Raw genomic sequence first — 14,476 nt, 5'->3', positions numbered from 1 at the left:
CCCCGAATCCTTCATCCACCACCAATCTACTGTGGGAGCGGGCTTGCTCCGGGCGGCGTTCCGACGAAGGCGTCAGGTCAGTCGACATGGATGCTGGATGTTCCGGCCTCTTCGTGAGCAAGCCCACTCCCACAGATGCGATGCCAAAGATCACTATCGGGCGAATTTCTTTGCGCCGGCCACGCAGAGGATGACGCCAACCGTCACCGCCAGCATGCCGATGCTGACGTGCTCATGCAGCAACGTCGCCGCCAGCGCCAGGCCGAAAAACGGTTGCAGCAACTGCAACTGTCCGACGGCCGCGATCCCGCCCTGGGCCAGCCCGCGATACCAGAACACAAAGGCAATCAGCATACTGAACAGCGAAACGTAGCCCAGGCAGGCCCATGCCGACACGCTGATGCTGCTGAACGACGGCGGGGCCAGCCACAGGCTCGCGATTGCCATCAATGGCAGCGACAACACCAATGCCCAACAGATCACCTGCCAGCCACCCAGTGTGCGCGACAGTTTTGCGCCTTCGGCATAACCGAGACCACAGACCAGAATCGAGGCCAGCATCAGCAGGTCGCCGGTGGGCGAGGCGGACAGCCCCTGCGACAAGGCAAACCCAACCACCAGCGTGCTGCCGAGGATCGAGAAGATCCAGAACACCAGACGCGGACGCTCGCCACCGCGCAATACACCAAATAACGCAGTCGCCAGTGGCAGCAAGCCAACAAACACAATCGAATGTGCCGACGTCACGTGTTGCAGGGCCAGCGCCGTCAGCAACGGGAAGCCGAGCACGACGCCCAATGCCACGATGACCAATGACAACCACTGATCCCTCGCCGGTCGCCGTTCACGGAACAACCACAACAAGGCCACAGCCAGCACGCCGGCAATGGTCGCACGCGCGACGGTGAGAAACACCGGGTCGAACTCCAGCACTGCGAGACGCGTAGCCGGCAGTGAGCCGCTGAAAATCACCACGCCAATAAAGCCGTTGATCCAGCCACTGGTTTTTTCCAGGGTCGGGTGGGGCAGATTAGAGGTTCGTTCCATACTAAATTGTGCTCAGAGGTGGGTTGCGTTGGGTCGATCCTATGGCTGAGAATCAGGACAATCAAAAAATTGTCATGGATACATCCCGGCATGCCACGCTCACGCTACAAGACCCTCGTCGACACCTACGCTGCCGACATTCGCAGCGGGCGTCTGGCGCCCGGCACGCGACTGCCGACGCATCGGCAACTGGCCACGCAGGAAGGACTGGCGCTGGTCACGGCCTCGCGGGTGTATGCCGAGCTCGAAGCCATGGGCCTGGTCAGCGGCGAAACCGGGCGCGGCACTTTCGTGCGTGAAACCGCGTTGTCGCCAGGGCAGGGCATCGATCAGAAAGACGTGGCAGTCGGCATGATCGACCTCAATTTCAATTACCCGTCGCTGCCCGGGCAAACGCAGTTGTTGCGTAGCGCCTTGCGTCAGTTGGCGTTGTCCGGTGACCTGGAAGCTTTGTTGCGCTATCAGCCCCATGCCGGTCGTGCCCATGAACGGGCCTCGGTCGCCCGCCATTTGCGCAGTCGCGGGGTGACGGTGGACGCCGAGCAAGTGCTGATCGTCAATGGCGCCCAGCAGGGACTGGCGGTGACGCTGATGGCGTTGCTCAAGCCCGGCGACGTGATCGCCGCCGATGCGTTGACTTACTCCGGGTTCAAGGTGCTGGCTGAAGCGTTGCATCTGGAAGTGGTGGCGATCCCGGTCAACGAGCACGGGCCGGATCTGCCTGCGCTGGAAAAACTCTGCCGCAGTCGTTCGGTACGTGCCGTGTATAGCATGCCGACCCTGCACAATCCGCTGGGCTGGGTGATGCCGCTCGAGCAGCGCGAGGAATTGGTTGCCATCGCGCGACGGCATGATTTGACCCTCATCGAAGACGCGGCCTACGCCTTTCTCGTGGAAAATCCGCCGCGGCCTCTGGTCGATCTGGCGTCAGAGCGTACGGTTTACGTCTCCGGTCTGTCGAAGAACATCGCCACCGGCCTGCGCGTTGGCTTCATTGCGGCGCCTGCAGCCAGCGTACCGGCGTTGGAGCGGGTTATCCGCGCAACCACCTGGAACACGCCGGGGCTGATGACCGCGATTGCCTGTGGCTGGCTCGACGACGGCACCGTGATCGAGCTCGAAGCGCAAAAACGCAGCGACGCTCAGGCCCGCCAGGTACTGGCCGCCCGATTGCTCAAAGGCTTGCCGTGCGTCGCCCATCCGAATTCGTACTTCCTGTGGCTGCCGTTACCGGAAGATGTGCGCGCTGATCAGATCGTGGTGGAATTGATGCATCAGCAGATTTCGGTCACCACGGCCGAGCCGTTTGCGGTATCGGCGCATGTGCCGCATGCGATTCGGCTGGCACTGGGGTCGGTGGAAATGGATGTGTTGGAGCAAGCGTTGATCACTGTCAGGAGGATCATCGCCGCTTACCTGTAAAAAGAACCTCTTGTGAAAACCCACCTGTTGCGAGTTAGCTTGCTCTCGCCGGGTGCGAAGCGCGCCCCTGTGATGAGCCTGCTGCGCAGGCCAGCGGGAGCAAGTGCCCTCGCTACAAAGTGTTAGCCTTGCCTCAACTGCATCACACCGTTTTGGAACACCCGATGAAAAACACCGTTGCACTCTTGCTTGCCTTGACCGCCACCGCCGTTCTGTTCAGCTCAACCACCCGCGCCGCTGGCGACCCCGCAGCCGGCGAAAAAATCTTCCCGCGCCTGTGCGGCGGCTGCCATCAGGTGGGGCCGGATGCGCGCCCGGGTTTCGGCCCGCAACTCAACGGCATCATCGGTCGAGCGGCCGGGACCTCGGCCAACTACGTGTATTCCGACGCCATGAAAAACTCTGGCGTGACCTGGGATCGCGACACGTTGACTGCGTATTTGAAAGACCCTAAAGGCGTGGTGCCTGGCACGCGGATGATTTTCTGGGGCCTGAGTGATCAGGAGAAAATCGATAATTTGCTGGCGTACCTGCAGCAGTACTCCAATTAACCGTTTTGCTCGGCCTGCCCGGCAAACCACTGCATGACCACCTCGCACGCCGGGTTTGAAGCTGCTGCCGGCTGCAGGCACAACGCGTAAATTCCGCCGGTCTTCAGCGGCTGCCCGAACGGCACCACCAGTACGCCACGCTCGATGGACTCCGCCGCGAGCGTCATGTCCGTCACCGCCACGCCCAGGCCTCGCGCCGCTGCATCCAGCGCCAACTCATCGAGGTTGAACGGAATGTGCCGGTAGCGCTCCAGCGGCTGACCATCGTTGGCCGCCAGCCATTCGATCCAGGCCTGCCGATCGGCCGAGCGATGCAGCAAGGCGAAACGCTGTAACTCATCAACTGACCGCGGTGACCCCGCAAGGTTGGGCGAACACACCGGCACCAGGGCTTCCTCGAACAGCGTCAGGCAATCCGCCTCAGTGGACGGCTGCGGCAGGTAAAGAATGTAGGCATCGCTGTCGCTGGCCGGCTCGACGACTTCGGTGGCAACGGTTTCAATCGCCAGCGAGACCTCGGGGTGGCTGAGGTAGAAGTCGCTGAGTCTGGGCAGCAACCAACGCACCGCCAGTGACACGTGCATACGGATACGGAACGGGCGCTGTTGCGGGACGAGGCGTTCTTCGAGGCTTTTCAGTTGATCGAGAATGCTGATGGCGCTGGCCAGAACCTGTTCGCCCTCCGGGGTCAGGCGCAGGCTGCGGCTGGTGCGGATGAACAGCGCGACGTTGAAATGGCTTTCCAGTTGCTGGATCTGCCGGCTGACGGCGCTCTGGGTCAGGCACAGCTGTTGCGCAGCCTGGGTGAAGCTGGCGCAGCGGGCGACTTCAACCAGCGTCTGCAGGGCTTGCAGCGAGGGCACGTGGCGAATTTTATCCATGCGTTTTCAGAATGGCTCGATGATTTTATAACGTTGGTTGGGCAAGCCAGGACCTTATAGATTTTAGCTCTGGCGGCGACCTTTGCAGTTTTCTCATGCGATTCACGCATGGGTCAGGGCGAAAGGCAAGCCGTGGAACGACAGTCGAATGAGGTCAGCAATGGAAAACGTATGTGGCTGGATCGCGCAGGCCGGCAGTTCGCCGCAGCGTAGCCGCCTGAGCGGTGCGCAAAAGGCCGACTGGCTGGTGATCGGCGCCGGCATCACCGGTCTCAGCGCCGCGCACAACCTGGCACAAATGCACCCGCAGGCGCGCATCGTGGTGGTTGATCGGCAGCGCGCGGCGCAGGGCGCATCGGCGCGTAACTCGGGGTTTGTCGTGGCCCACGAACATCCCGCCGACAGTGAGTTGATCGGCGCGCCAGGCTTTCGCGGATTTGAAACCGACACGGCGATTTCCCGTGCCGCCAGTGAAGCCGTGCGCCAATGTATCGCCGACCATGCCATCGACTGCGACTTTCGTGACAACGGTTACTTCTTCGCCGTCAGCGACGCCGCCAAGCTCAGTCATGTCGACGCCAAACTGGCAACTTTACGCGCCCTCGGTGCCCGCGCCGAATTTCTCCAGGGTGCGGCGCTGGCGCAAAAACTCGGCACGCCGCACTACGCGGCGGCGATCTGGTGCGGCAGCGGCAATGCACTGCTGCAACCGGCCAAATACGTTAAAGGCCTGCTCAATGCGTTGCCGGGCAACATCACGGTTTACGAACACACCGACATCACCCGCCTGGAGCGCATGAGCCACGGGCGACTGCGGGCCAACGCGGTGGATGGCAGTGTCGAGGCCAAACGGGTGCTGGTGTGCCTGAACGCCTTCATTCCCCGGGTCGGAATCCACGACAGCAGCACCTTCCCGATGGAGCTCAGTGCCAGTCTCACCCGGCCGCTTAGCGCTCAGGAGTTTCAAGCTATCGGCGCGGTCGAGCCGTGGGGCGTACTGTCGACCCGGCCGCTGGGGGCCACGGTGCGACTGACGCCAGATCGGCGGGTGATGATCCGCAACACCGCCGAATACCGCACGCGCGACCTGTCCGAGAGCGAACTGGCGCTGCGCCGTCAGCACCATGTGCGCGGCTTGCAACGACGCTTCCCGTTCCTCGGCGCGCAAGACATCCAATACACCTGGACCGGCCACTTGAGCGCGACCCGCAGTGGTCAGGCGTTTTTCCAGCGGGTGGAAGAGGGCGTGTTTGCTGTGGCCGGTTGCAATGGTTCGGGGGTGGCGCGCGGCACGCTGTGGGGACGTTTATTGGCGCAACTGGCATCTGGCGTTGATTCACCGCTGCTGCAATCGGTGATGCAACGGGCCGAACCCGGCTGGCTGCCGCCACGACCTTTTTTCGACATCGGTGCCATGCTTCGCATGCGCGTGGAGGCAGTCAGGGCCAGAACAGAAATCTGAACATTCGCCTACCGCACAACAACAAAAGCCACTCAACACAGGTGACAGACCATGCGCGTCAATCCACTTTCCCTGGCGATCCTGCTCGCGGCCAGCACAGCCGCTTGTGCCGACGAAACTGTCAATATCTCCAACTGGAACAGCTACATCGCCCCGGACACCCTGGCCAATTTCACCCAGGCCACAGGGATCAAGACCACCTACGACATTCACGACAGCAACGAAGTGCTGGAATCGAAATTGATGACCGGCAACACCGGTTATGACGTGGTCAGTCCGTCGAACCACTTTCTCTCGCGGTTGATCAAGGCCGGGGCGATTCAGAAGCTCGACAGGGCGCAACTGCCGAACTGGAAAAACCTCGACCCGGTGCTGCTGCAAAAACTTGAAGTCAACGATCCTGGCAACCAGTACGGCTATCCCTACATGTGGGGCACAGCCGGTATCGGTTACAACGTCGAGAAGATCAAGGCGATCTTCGGCAGCACCGATGTCACCCAGTCATGGGACTTTTTCTTCAACCAAGAAAACATCAAGAAGCTCAGCCAGTGCGGCGTGGCGTTCATCGACAACCCGACGCAGGTGCTGCCGATCACGCTGAACTACCTGCACTTGCCTGCGCACAGTCATGAGCCGGCGGATTACAAACAGGCCGAACAGGCCTTGCTGAAAATCCGTCCTTACATTCAGTACTTCCACGCCTCGAAGTACATCAGTGACCTGGCCAACGGCAACGTCTGCGCGGTGATCGGCTTCAACGGCGACATCGTTCAGGCCGCCGCCAGTGCGAAGGAAGCGAAGAACGGCATCAATATCGCGTACTCGATTCCGAAAGAAGGCACGACCTTGTGGTTCGACATGGTGGTCATGCCCAAAAGCGCGCCGCATGCAAAGAACGGCTACGCCTACATGAATTACCTGCTCGACCCCAAAGTGGTGGCCAACATCAGCAACAGCATTCACTACGCCAACCCGAATGCGGCGGCCGAACCGTTCCTCAACGCGGATGTAAAGCAGGATCCGGCTATCTACCCGCCCAAGGACGTGATGCAACGGTTGTTCACCGTGGAAGAGTTGCCGGCGGCGATTGCACGGTTGTCGACGCGGTTGTGGACCAAGTTGAAAACCAATACCTGAGTTCACGCACTCGATCCGGGTTGTGCAGGGATGCACGGCCCGCACCCGCGAGGCCTCGCGGGACTCAAGAAATGCCGGTGGAGGGCGATATGCCTTTCTCCCAAGTTCTGGATCCCGTCTGATATGAAAAAGTTCGTCACTCTTGTTTGTGCCCTGGCGTTGCTGTCGGGTTGCGTGACCAAAAGCCTGAGCACTGAAGACCGGCACCAAATCAAAACCCTGAAGGTGCTTCCGGTGTTTGTGGCGGTCGACAACTTCCAGTACACCAGCATGACGCAGGCATGGGGTGCAGGGCTCGGTGCTGGCGCTGGCGCGGCAACCGGGATGGCGTCCGGTGCGTCGTCCGGCGGGACAGCGGCGCTGACCGGCGCGGGCTCAGTGGCCGGGACAAAAGTTGGCGATGTGGCGACCGGGGACATTTTCCGAGCGATTCAGAACAACATGAAAGCCAACGGTATCGACCTCAGTCAGCTGATCCGGCAGAGCTTCGTCAGCCGCATCCAGCAGGAGCGCATGTTCACCGTCGTGGGTGAGGGCGAGCAGGCTGACGCCGAGGTGGAGATCCTCGTGATGCAGTGGGGTCTTTGCCTGAAGAACTACAGTACCGTGCTGTATCCCGTTGTCGGCGCCAATGCGTCCATCAAACGCAATGGTTCGGCGGTGTGGCGTAATTTCGAAACCATCTCAGTGTTCAATGACGCCAACACTATCGCCTATACACCCGAGCAATACGCCACCGATCCCGAGGCCTTGCGCAAGGCATTTACCCATGTATCCGACCTGGTGATGAATAAACTGGTCGATGATTTGAAGCAGTGAAGGCACGGAAAATCCAGCGTTCAGTATCAACCCTGAGGACTCCCCAGCGGATTCATGCATCATGAAAAAAGCCCGGCTGATCAGGCCGGGCTTCTTTAATGCGGGAGAACCATTCGTTCAGGCGTTGCGACTTTCGATCAGGCGATCCGAGCCACCTTCGGCAACACGGCGTTCCAGCAGTCGATCCGAGCCACCTTCGGCAACGCGACGTTCCAGCAGTCGATCCGAGCCACCTTCGGCAACACGGCGTTCCAGCAGACGATCCGAACCACCTTCGGCAACACGGCGTTCCTGCAGGCGATCAGAACCACCTTCGGCAACACGACGTTCCTGCAGGCGATCAGAACCACCTTCGGCAACACGACGTTCCAGCAAACGATCAGAACCACCTTCAGCCAGACGGCTTTCAATCAACTTGTCCGAGCCGCCTTCAGCGACCAGGGTGTGAGCGGGCGTTGCTGCAAAAGCGTTGACTGCGAGAACCGAGAAAGCGATGCCGAGGATGGTTTGGCGTTTCATGATCGTGTGCTCCGGGGTGTAGTTGGTTGGTCTGGAGCCAATGTTACGCCGCGGATTTTCTATGAGAACTTCATTGGCGTGATGGTGACTATCGACGCCAGCGATGTGTGCCGGAACCCGCGATTCAGAGGCCCGCCGCCCGAATGCACAGCTCCCCGGTGGCGCGGGTCAGGGCCAGATCGTGCAATGCATCGTGGGTCAGACCCTGACGCGCCCTGGCCAGCCAGACCGGACAATCAGGGTCACGACGATAAGGCACGAAGTCGGCGTATTGGCGCAGCAGACGGCTCTGCAATTGGTCCAGTTGCGGGCGAATCTGTTGCGCCAGATCCGGTCGCGGCGTGTCCGGCGCGCGACCTGCCGTCTGCCATTGCGTCAGCAGTCCGTATTGCACCAGTTTGTTCGCTTCCATTTGCGCGGCAATCAACTGCGCCACGTCTTCGGGATCGAGCTTGCGTTCGCTGGCCAGCGTTCGGGCGTTGGCGATGACCTGCGCCTCGCGCGGGCTGTCCTGAATCGGCTTGCCGCTGTCCCATTTGGTCAAGGCCACGAGGTCGCCGATGTTCAGACGTTGGTTCAGGGTCGTCAGCAAGGGGCGCAGCGATTCGGCGGGAGTGAGGGCTTCGGCGGCGTGAGTCATGTGGCTGAAAACAACCAGCAGGGAACAGCTCAGAACATTTCGCAAAGGGGTCATGGGCAGGCGCAATCCACGGATAAGAGTGTCGCCATTTAAGCCTTGAGCGGACTCGATGTCGACCGACTTTAACCCGCCCATCTAGCGTAATATCCCTCGCATCTCCCACCCCGAGACGGATCCTCAATGCAAACCCCGACCGCCGCCAAACCCCTCTGGCAAACCTACCTGCTGTTCCTCGCACCGATGGTGCTGTCCAACTTTCTGCAGTCGATGTCAGGCACGGTCAACAGCATTTACATCGGGCAGATGCTCGGTACGCAGGCGCTGGCGGCGGTGTCGGGGATGTTTCCGATCATCTTTTTCTTTATCGCGCTGGTGATCGGGCTGGGTGCGGGCGCCGGGGTGTTGATCGGCCAGGCGTGGGGCGCGCGCGAGGCGCACATGGTCAAGGCGATTGCCGGGGCGACGTTGTTGCTGGGCGTGTTGATCGGGCTGGCGGCGGCGGTGCTCGGCAGTGTGTTCGCGCGGCAGGCTTTGCAGGGGTTGGGCACGCCGGCGGATGTGCTGGACGATGCAGTGGCCTATGCGCACGTGATGATGTGGATTCTGCCGTCGATGCTGGTGTTTGTGCTGTTCACGCAATTGCTGCGCGGGGTCAGCGATACCGTGTCGCCGTTGTTGGCGTTGATGGTGTCAACGTGCGTCGGGCTGGCGCTGACCCCGGCGTTGATTCGCGGCTGGTTCGGTCTGCCCCAACTGGGGATCCAGAGCGCGGCGTTCGCCGGTCTGGCCGGTAACCTGTGCGCGATGGCGTGGCTGGCGTGGCGGTTGATTCGCAAGCGCCATCCGCTGGCGCCGGACCGCGAGTTCTTTGCTGCACTGCGGCTGGACGGGGTGATTCTCGGCAAGGTGCTGCGCATCGGCCTGCCGACCGGGGTGCAGATGATCGTGTTGTCACTCTCGGAGCTGGTGATTCTGGCGCTGGTCAACCAGCACGGTTCGCAGGCGACGGCGGCCTATGGCGCGGTGACGCAGATCGTCAACTACGTGCAGTTCCCGGCGCTGTCGATTGCGATCACTGCGTCGATCCTCGGCGCGCAGGCCATCGGTGCCGGACGCCTGGAACACATGACGCCGATCCTGCGCACCGGGCTGTTGATCAACGTGTGCCTCACCGGCGGTTTGATCGTGCTCGGTTACCTGTTGTCGCACTGGTTGCTGGGGCTGTTCCTGACTGAAGACTCGACCCGGGTGATGGCGGAGCACTTGCTGCACATCATGCTCTGGAGCCTGTTGGTGTTCGGCTTTCAGGCGATCATCGGCGGCATCATGCGCGCCAGCGGCACGGTGCTGGTGCCGGTGGCGATTGCGATTGTCTGTGTGGTTGGCGTGCAACTGCCGGCGGCTTACTGGCTGGATGGGCAGTACGGCTTGCAAGGCGTGTGGATGGGGTTCCCGGTGGCGTATCTGGGCATGCTGGTGTTGCAGACCCTGTATTACAAACTGGTCTGGCAGCATCAGAAGATCGAGCGTCTGGTCTGAAGGACCCCGCGAGCAGGGCCGACCTCTTTGCGAGCAGGCTTGCTCCCACTGGAGGATCGAGAGAGGGCGGCCCGGTGGGGCGGCCCTTTTTTGTGCCGCTGGCATTGTCGTGCAAAGCGTCGTAGCTTAGCCGCCATAACGATAAGGACGCTTGAGGGTATCGATGGGAGCTTTTCGTCTGTTGCTGGCGGTTCTGGTCGCCGTTTCTCATATGGGCAAGACGGTCGCAGGACTCAACCCGGGGGTGGTGGCCGTCATCTCGTTCCTGATCATCAGCGGTTTTGTCATGACCTCGCTCATCGAACGCAACTACAACGCGCCCGGGGAAATCGGCCGGTTCTATGTGGACCGGGCCTTGCGGCTGTTTCCGCAGTTCCTGTTCTACTTCGTCGTCTCTTGTGCGGTGATCCACTTCCTGCTGCCCGGCACGCCCCAGGCGGCGGAGTTGACGCTGAAGACCATCGTCAGCAGCGTGCTCATGCTGCCGCTCGGCTTCTACATGTTCGGAGTGGCGGGGACTGAAATCCTACCTCCGGCCTGGTCGCTGGGGCTGGAGCTGTGTTTCTACCTGGTGATCCCGTTCCTGCTGATCTTCAAGGCGCGGGGCGCTGCGTTTGTGCTGTCGGTTGGCATTTTCATGCTGGCGTGTCTGGGCTATCTCAATACCGATATCTACGGTTACCGGTTGCTGCCGGGGGTGCTGTTTATCTTCCTGTGCGGCAGCTATCTGTACCGGCCGCGGGCCAAAGGCCTGGCCATCGCGGTCGGCACGGCGCTGGTGGCGGGATTGCTGTTCGTGGCGATTATGACGGGAGTCATCGAACGTCGTCCATTCAACGCGGAGGTGAGCCTGGGTATCGCATTGGGCATTGCGGCGGTGTACCTGCTGACCCGACTCAAGTATCACCGGGTTGACGAGTTCCTCGGCAATATCAGCTACGGTGTGTTCCTCAATCACTTTGTGGTGATGTACTTTTTGCGCGGCTTCTGGCCGGTGCCCTACGACGCGCACATCGTCGTGGCGGTGCTGGTGCTGGCCTTTGCGCTGAGCGGGGTTTCCTATTACTGCGTCGAGCGCCCGGCGTTGGCACTGCGCCATCGCCTGCGTCGCGGGCCGCGCCAGCGCGTGCAAATCCAAGGCGTCGAGACGACCGCATGAGGCGCACCGGCAGACAGATGACATGGCGCATCCGCCGGTTGTTTGCTTAAGTCAGTCGAGGCCTCGAAGGTTTGCCCTGTCCGGAGAATCCCATGCGTGCTCGATTCACCGCTGTGGCACTGTTTGCCTGCCTGTACGTCATGAGCGCGGCGCAGGCCGCTGAATACAACCGCGTCAATACCACCGCCAGCCAGATCAGCTTTACCTACAACCAGATGGGCTCGCTGATGTACGGCACCTTCGGCAAGTTCGACGCGACGCTGCAGTTCGACAGCGACAACCTCGCCGGCGCTCACACCACATTGCACATCGACCTCAACAGCATTGACGCCGGCAGCGAGGACGCCAATACGGAGCTGGTGAAGCCGGCGTGGTTCGATACCCGGCGCTTTCCCGTGGCTGTGTTCGAATCCAGCCGGTTTACCCGGGTGGCGGACAACCACTATCTGATCGCCGGCCAGCTCACCGTCAAAGGCATCACTCGTGCAGTGCAGGTGCCGGTCGAGCTGAAACCGGAAAGCGCGATCGGTATTTTCGACGGCGAACTGGTCCTCAAAAGGAGCGAGTTCGGGCTCGGAGCGGGAGAGTGGGCGGACACGGTGGTGTCCAACGACATTGCCATCAAATTCAAGGTGGTGGCGCCACAGCAGTGACGCCAGCCAACCGGATCAGTAGGCCCGCCAGTGTCCCGGCACCCAGCGCCATTCATGGCCGCCCCAGCGGTAATGACCGGCGACCCAGTGATAGCCCGGCGCAGGCATGACCGGCACGACTTCCACCGGCGGCGGTGGTCGGTGCGGACGGGCCGGTTCGACGATACAGCCGGACAAGGTGATGGCCACCAGCGACGCGGCGATCAAGGTTTTAATGCTTCTGGACATGGGGTGTTCCTTATAGTTGAGAGGCTCAGGTTGACGAGGTTTCAGCGCACCCAGTGCCCTTCAACCCAGAACCAGTTCGGCCCGCGCGCCTGCCAATGCCCCGGTCGCCAGTGCGCGCCGTAGCGCACCGGTTGCCAGTGACCGGGCATCCACACGTAACCACGTCCTTCCCAACGCCAATGGCCCTGGTCCCAGACATAACCGTGACGCGGCCCGGGCATCACTTCCATGCGCATTGGCGGTGGGGCTTGCTGGACGATCACCACCTGCTGGGCGAACACCGGTGCACTGGCCAGCGCCGCCAGCGTCATCGGCACCAGCAGCAAGGTCTTTCGCCATTTGAACAGGGAACGCAAAACGCTCATGACAACTCCTCAAGGCCTGCGTGAAAAAGACAACGCAGTTGAAGAATTGGACGCCAAATCGGCAAAAGATCCGGTCTGCAAGAGATGAAATTTTCTTCAGAGTCGGGCAGGTGTCTGGAGGGCCCGTCGAGCGCTAGGGGGCTTTCAGTTCACGGGTCAGTTCGGCCAGGAATGTGCGGACATCCGCTTCGTTCAGTTCGGCATTGATGCGGGTGCAATCACTTTCCGAAATTGGCGCATGTGTCAGGCTGATCATCAGAGAAATGAGTCGGTAGTCTTGTTTATTACCCCGTCCGGCATTGCTTTTGATGATCGAGGCGAGATCATCGACTTTGCTGCGTTCCCCGGCGTGTTGCGCATCTTTGAGCGTGTCGAACAGGGCGTGGATGTAAACATCGAACGCTCGGTAGTTCTCGCCGGCATAAACGTCATCCGGGCTCTGGAATAACGCGAAGAGATGCCCGTAGGCCTCGGGGTAGGCATGGGGTGCTTCAAACGGTCCGTAGACATGTGCATAGCTGTCGCCGAGCGCATGGATCAGGAAGCCGGTTTTCCAGTCCGACGTTGTGCCCTTCGCATACGAGGCAGCCACCAGTCTTTGCAGGTTGGACCGTCTGGCAGCGACGGCCTGGCTGTCGCCGCCATGCAATGAATGCAGTGAATTGACGATCTGGTGCCGCCAGGTTCGGTCGTAGAAGGTATTTTTGATCGAGACCGGAATGGCGTTGTAAGTGCTTATCGCGTCCGGCGCCTGAGAAAAGCACGTCAACCTGTCGGCTCTGCTGCGTTCGACACCTGCCAGCTCGGCGATGTAAGAAACGGTGTAGAAGTGTCCGCCTATCTGATACAGCGGGATCAGATGAGCAGGAATCGCAAACTGCTTCTGCAGGAGCTCTGCGGTAGGGACATCCATGTATGGCGCATTGAACGTGGGGCCGTCGGCGGCGGAACACACAGGCGCTGCAAGGAACGGTAAGGCTGCCAACGAAAATCGACGTCGTGTTTTCATTTCATGCTCCGAGCATCCTGGTCAGCGTCACCCTGTGATAGCAGCAGCGGACGTATCCCTCTCATCTTGTTGTAGTTCGCAATCTGCAAACACGCCACGGCCGGCGACGGTCATCATGACGATACGGTTATCTAGGTGGTCTCTTGCGGCTTCGCGGGGATAGAACATGACCTGATCTTTGGTGATGCCAGACGCTGGAAGCCGCTGCATCGGCGCTGGATCCGGGAACTTTAGGCCCTGGCCGGGCCGGGCACGGTATGATGTCGCGGTTCGCCGGCAGCCCGACCGCTGGCAACATGTCTTTGCCGCCGGAGTTCAGCTGTCATGCCACGCATCACCCACTACAAATCCCCATGCCCTGAAAGCGTCAACAGCCAGATTCTGCAACTGGTGGTCGACTATCTGACCGACATCAGCGCGGTCGGCCTCGGCCCGAGCAACCTGCTGTACAACGTCTATCAGTACGCGGTTGGCTATGAGGTGCATCTGTATCTGGAAGCGCTGAACGGCGAGAAGGGTACCGAGGTGGAGTTGCTGGTCGCGACGGCCGAGGACGACCCGGAGCTGGTCATCGGGTTCCTCTTGTACCTGCCGGTGCAGGGCGATTGGGAGGCTTGCAGCGTCGCCTACATGGCCGTGCGCGAAGGGTATCGGCGCCAGGGTGTGGCGCGGGCGATGATCGGCGAGATGGTCAGCCGTTATCCGCATGCCGAGCTGACCTGCAGTGTCGGCAAAGTGCCGTACTTCGAGGCGCTGGGTTTCGAGGTGATCGGCGCGCGTGAGACTCAGGTGCTGATGAGCACCCGGCATTACCGCAGCAACGGCTTGCGCGGTTTTATCGACACCACGCCGATCTATCGCTCGCTGGAAGTGCAACAGATTCACACCTACCTGCTGCAGAAAAACGGCAAGCGCGCGATGCTCGATGCTGAAAAACAGCGCGACCGGCATCTGGATCAGGTCACCCGTCACACTGACGAATTCGTGCGCCAGCGTTTGACGCTGCACTGAGTCTGACGCAAAAAACAGACAAAAAAAGAGCCTC

General features: G+C 60.8%; 16 protein-coding genes. 9 read left to right on the top strand and 7 right to left on the bottom strand.

Annotated elements, in window-relative coordinates:
• Positions 1-153 precede the first annotated feature (153 nt).
• Positions 154-1,047, bottom strand: a complete 894-nt coding sequence (locus PseAD21_RS25015) for a DMT family transporter (RefSeq protein WP_102358467.1) — start codon at positions 1,045-1,047, stop codon at positions 154-156.
• A 90-nt stretch (positions 1,048-1,137) separates the two neighbouring features.
• Here PseAD21_RS25015 and PseAD21_RS25010 point away from each other — a divergent pair, with 90 nt between their 5' ends.
• Together PseAD21_RS25010 and PseAD21_RS25005 are read left to right on the top strand one after the other, a co-directional pair.
• Positions 1,138-2,469 carry a PLP-dependent aminotransferase family protein gene (locus PseAD21_RS25010; protein ID WP_102358466.1) on the top strand — a complete coding sequence of 444 codons (1,332 nt, stop codon included), beginning with the start codon at positions 1,138-1,140 and terminating at the stop codon, positions 2,467-2,469.
• Positions 2,470-2,633: 164 nt separating this feature from the next.
• Complete coding sequence (locus PseAD21_RS25005; protein ID WP_102358465.1) at positions 2,634-3,020, top strand: cytochrome c family protein; 387 nt, start codon at positions 2,634-2,636, stop codon at positions 3,018-3,020.
• Here PseAD21_RS25005 and PseAD21_RS25000 read toward each other — a convergent pair.
• Positions 3,017-3,901 carry a LysR substrate-binding domain-containing protein gene (locus PseAD21_RS25000; protein WP_102358464.1) on the bottom strand — a complete coding sequence of 295 codons (885 nt, stop codon included), beginning with the start codon at positions 3,899-3,901 and terminating at the stop codon, positions 3,017-3,019. The two genes, PseAD21_RS25005 and PseAD21_RS25000, sit on opposite strands and share 4 nt — an antisense overlap.
• 160 nt (positions 3,902-4,061) lie before the next feature.
• Here PseAD21_RS25000 and PseAD21_RS24995 point away from each other — a divergent pair, with 160 nt between their 5' ends.
• From PseAD21_RS24995 to PseAD21_RS24985, 3 genes are all read left to right on the top strand, one after another.
• Complete coding sequence (locus tag PseAD21_RS24995) at positions 4,062-5,363, top strand: FAD-binding oxidoreductase (RefSeq protein ID WP_102358463.1); 1,302 nt, start codon at positions 4,062-4,064, stop codon at positions 5,361-5,363.
• Between the two features lie 51 nt (positions 5,364-5,414).
• On the top strand, positions 5,415-6,500 hold the full coding sequence (locus tag PseAD21_RS24990) for a polyamine ABC transporter substrate-binding protein (RefSeq protein WP_102358462.1): 1,086 nt from the start codon (positions 5,415-5,417) through the stop codon (positions 6,498-6,500).
• Positions 6,501-6,623: 123 nt separating this feature from the next.
• Complete coding sequence (locus PseAD21_RS24985; protein ID WP_102358461.1) at positions 6,624-7,319, top strand: hypothetical protein; 696 nt, start codon at positions 6,624-6,626, stop codon at positions 7,317-7,319.
• 117 nt (positions 7,320-7,436) lie between these two features.
• On the opposite strand, the gene PseAD21_RS24980 is transcribed toward PseAD21_RS24985, so the two are convergent.
• A complete protein-coding gene (locus PseAD21_RS24980) occupies positions 7,437-7,838 on the bottom strand; it encodes a hypothetical protein (RefSeq protein WP_102358460.1) in 402 nt (133 codons plus the stop codon).
• A 124-nt stretch (positions 7,839-7,962) separates the two neighbouring features.
• A complete protein-coding gene (locus PseAD21_RS24975; RefSeq protein WP_102358459.1) occupies positions 7,963-8,532 on the bottom strand; it encodes a chorismate mutase in 570 nt (189 codons plus the stop codon).
• A gap of 126 nt (positions 8,533-8,658) precedes the next feature.
• Here PseAD21_RS24975 and PseAD21_RS24970 point away from each other — a divergent pair, with 126 nt between their 5' ends.
• The 3 genes from PseAD21_RS24970 to PseAD21_RS24960 all read left to right on the top strand — a co-directional run bounded on the left by PseAD21_RS24970 (position 8,659) and on the right by PseAD21_RS24960 (position 11,829).
• Complete coding sequence (locus PseAD21_RS24970) at positions 8,659-10,017, top strand: MATE family efflux transporter (RefSeq protein ID WP_102358458.1); 1,359 nt, start codon at positions 8,659-8,661, stop codon at positions 10,015-10,017.
• A gap of 163 nt (positions 10,018-10,180) precedes the next feature.
• Positions 10,181-11,176 carry an acyltransferase gene (locus tag PseAD21_RS24965; protein ID WP_102358457.1) on the top strand — a complete coding sequence of 332 codons (996 nt, stop codon included), beginning with the start codon at positions 10,181-10,183 and terminating at the stop codon, positions 11,174-11,176.
• A gap of 92 nt (positions 11,177-11,268) precedes the next feature.
• Complete coding sequence (locus PseAD21_RS24960) at positions 11,269-11,829, top strand: YceI family protein (RefSeq protein WP_102358456.1); 561 nt, start codon at positions 11,269-11,271, stop codon at positions 11,827-11,829.
• A gap of 15 nt (positions 11,830-11,844) precedes the next feature.
• Here the strand turns inward: PseAD21_RS24960 and PseAD21_RS24955 are convergent, their stop codons facing one another.
• The 3 genes from PseAD21_RS24955 to PseAD21_RS24945 all read right to left on the bottom strand — a co-directional run bounded on the left by PseAD21_RS24955 (position 11,845) and on the right by PseAD21_RS24945 (position 13,431).
• Positions 11,845-12,057: a YXWGXW repeat-containing protein gene (locus tag PseAD21_RS24955; protein ID WP_102358455.1), complete on the bottom strand. Its 213-nt coding sequence runs from the start codon at positions 12,055-12,057 to the stop codon at positions 11,845-11,847.
• Between the two features lie 41 nt (positions 12,058-12,098).
• A complete protein-coding gene (locus tag PseAD21_RS24950; RefSeq protein WP_102358454.1) occupies positions 12,099-12,422 on the bottom strand; it encodes a YXWGXW repeat-containing protein in 324 nt (107 codons plus the stop codon).
• A gap of 133 nt (positions 12,423-12,555) precedes the next feature.
• Positions 12,556-13,431, bottom strand: coding sequence for a hypothetical protein (locus tag PseAD21_RS24945; protein ID WP_146011316.1), 876 nt, complete (start codon positions 13,429-13,431; stop codon positions 12,556-12,558).
• Between the two features lie 324 nt (positions 13,432-13,755).
• Between PseAD21_RS24945 and PseAD21_RS24935 the strand changes: the two genes are divergently transcribed.
• On the top strand, positions 13,756-14,442 hold the full coding sequence (locus PseAD21_RS24935; protein ID WP_102358451.1) for a GNAT family N-acetyltransferase: 687 nt from the start codon (positions 13,756-13,758) through the stop codon (positions 14,440-14,442).
• Positions 14,443-14,476 lie beyond the last annotated feature (34 nt).

It is taken from the genome of Pseudomonas sp. AD21 (assembly GCF_002878485.1).
Taxonomy (GTDB): domain Bacteria; phylum Pseudomonadota; class Gammaproteobacteria; order Pseudomonadales; family Pseudomonadaceae; genus Aquipseudomonas.
This window is presented reverse-complemented; position numbering and strand designations above follow the sequence as displayed.

Coding starts and splice junctions, on each gene's coding strand:
- PseAD21_RS24960 (WP_102358456.1), top strand. CDS start 11,269: ATGCGTGCTCGATTCACCGCTGTGGCACTGTTTGCCTGCCTGTACGTC.
- PseAD21_RS24945 (WP_146011316.1), bottom strand. CDS start 13,431: ATGAAAACACGACGTCGATTTTCGTTGGCAGCCTTACCGTTCCTTGCA.
- PseAD21_RS24935 (WP_102358451.1), top strand. CDS start 13,756: ATGCCACGCATCACCCACTACAAATCCCCATGCCCTGAAAGCGTCAAC.
- PseAD21_RS24985 (WP_102358461.1), top strand. CDS start 6,624: ATGAAAAAGTTCGTCACTCTTGTTTGTGCCCTGGCGTTGCTGTCGGGT.
- PseAD21_RS25015 (WP_102358467.1), bottom strand. CDS start 1,047: ATGGAACGAACCTCTAATCTGCCCCACCCGACCCTGGAAAAAACCAGT.
- PseAD21_RS24955 (WP_102358455.1), bottom strand. CDS start 12,057: ATGTCCAGAAGCATTAAAACCTTGATCGCCGCGTCGCTGGTGGCCATC.
- PseAD21_RS24980 (WP_102358460.1), bottom strand. CDS start 7,838: ATGAAACGCCAAACCATCCTCGGCATCGCTTTCTCGGTTCTCGCAGTC.
- PseAD21_RS24970 (WP_102358458.1), top strand. CDS start 8,659: ATGCAAACCCCGACCGCCGCCAAACCCCTCTGGCAAACCTACCTGCTG.
- PseAD21_RS24990 (WP_102358462.1), top strand. CDS start 5,415: ATGCGCGTCAATCCACTTTCCCTGGCGATCCTGCTCGCGGCCAGCACA.
- PseAD21_RS25005 (WP_102358465.1), top strand. CDS start 2,634: ATGAAAAACACCGTTGCACTCTTGCTTGCCTTGACCGCCACCGCCGTT.
- PseAD21_RS24950 (WP_102358454.1), bottom strand. CDS start 12,422: ATGAGCGTTTTGCGTTCCCTGTTCAAATGGCGAAAGACCTTGCTGCTG.
- PseAD21_RS24995 (WP_102358463.1), top strand. CDS start 4,062: ATGGAAAACGTATGTGGCTGGATCGCGCAGGCCGGCAGTTCGCCGCAG.
- PseAD21_RS24975 (WP_102358459.1), bottom strand. CDS start 8,532: ATGACCCCTTTGCGAAATGTTCTGAGCTGTTCCCTGCTGGTTGTTTTC.
- PseAD21_RS25000 (WP_102358464.1), bottom strand. CDS start 3,901: ATGGATAAAATTCGCCACGTGCCCTCGCTGCAAGCCCTGCAGACGCTG.
- PseAD21_RS25010 (WP_102358466.1), top strand. CDS start 1,138: ATGCCACGCTCACGCTACAAGACCCTCGTCGACACCTACGCTGCCGAC.
- PseAD21_RS24965 (WP_102358457.1), top strand. CDS start 10,181: ATGGGAGCTTTTCGTCTGTTGCTGGCGGTTCTGGTCGCCGTTTCTCAT.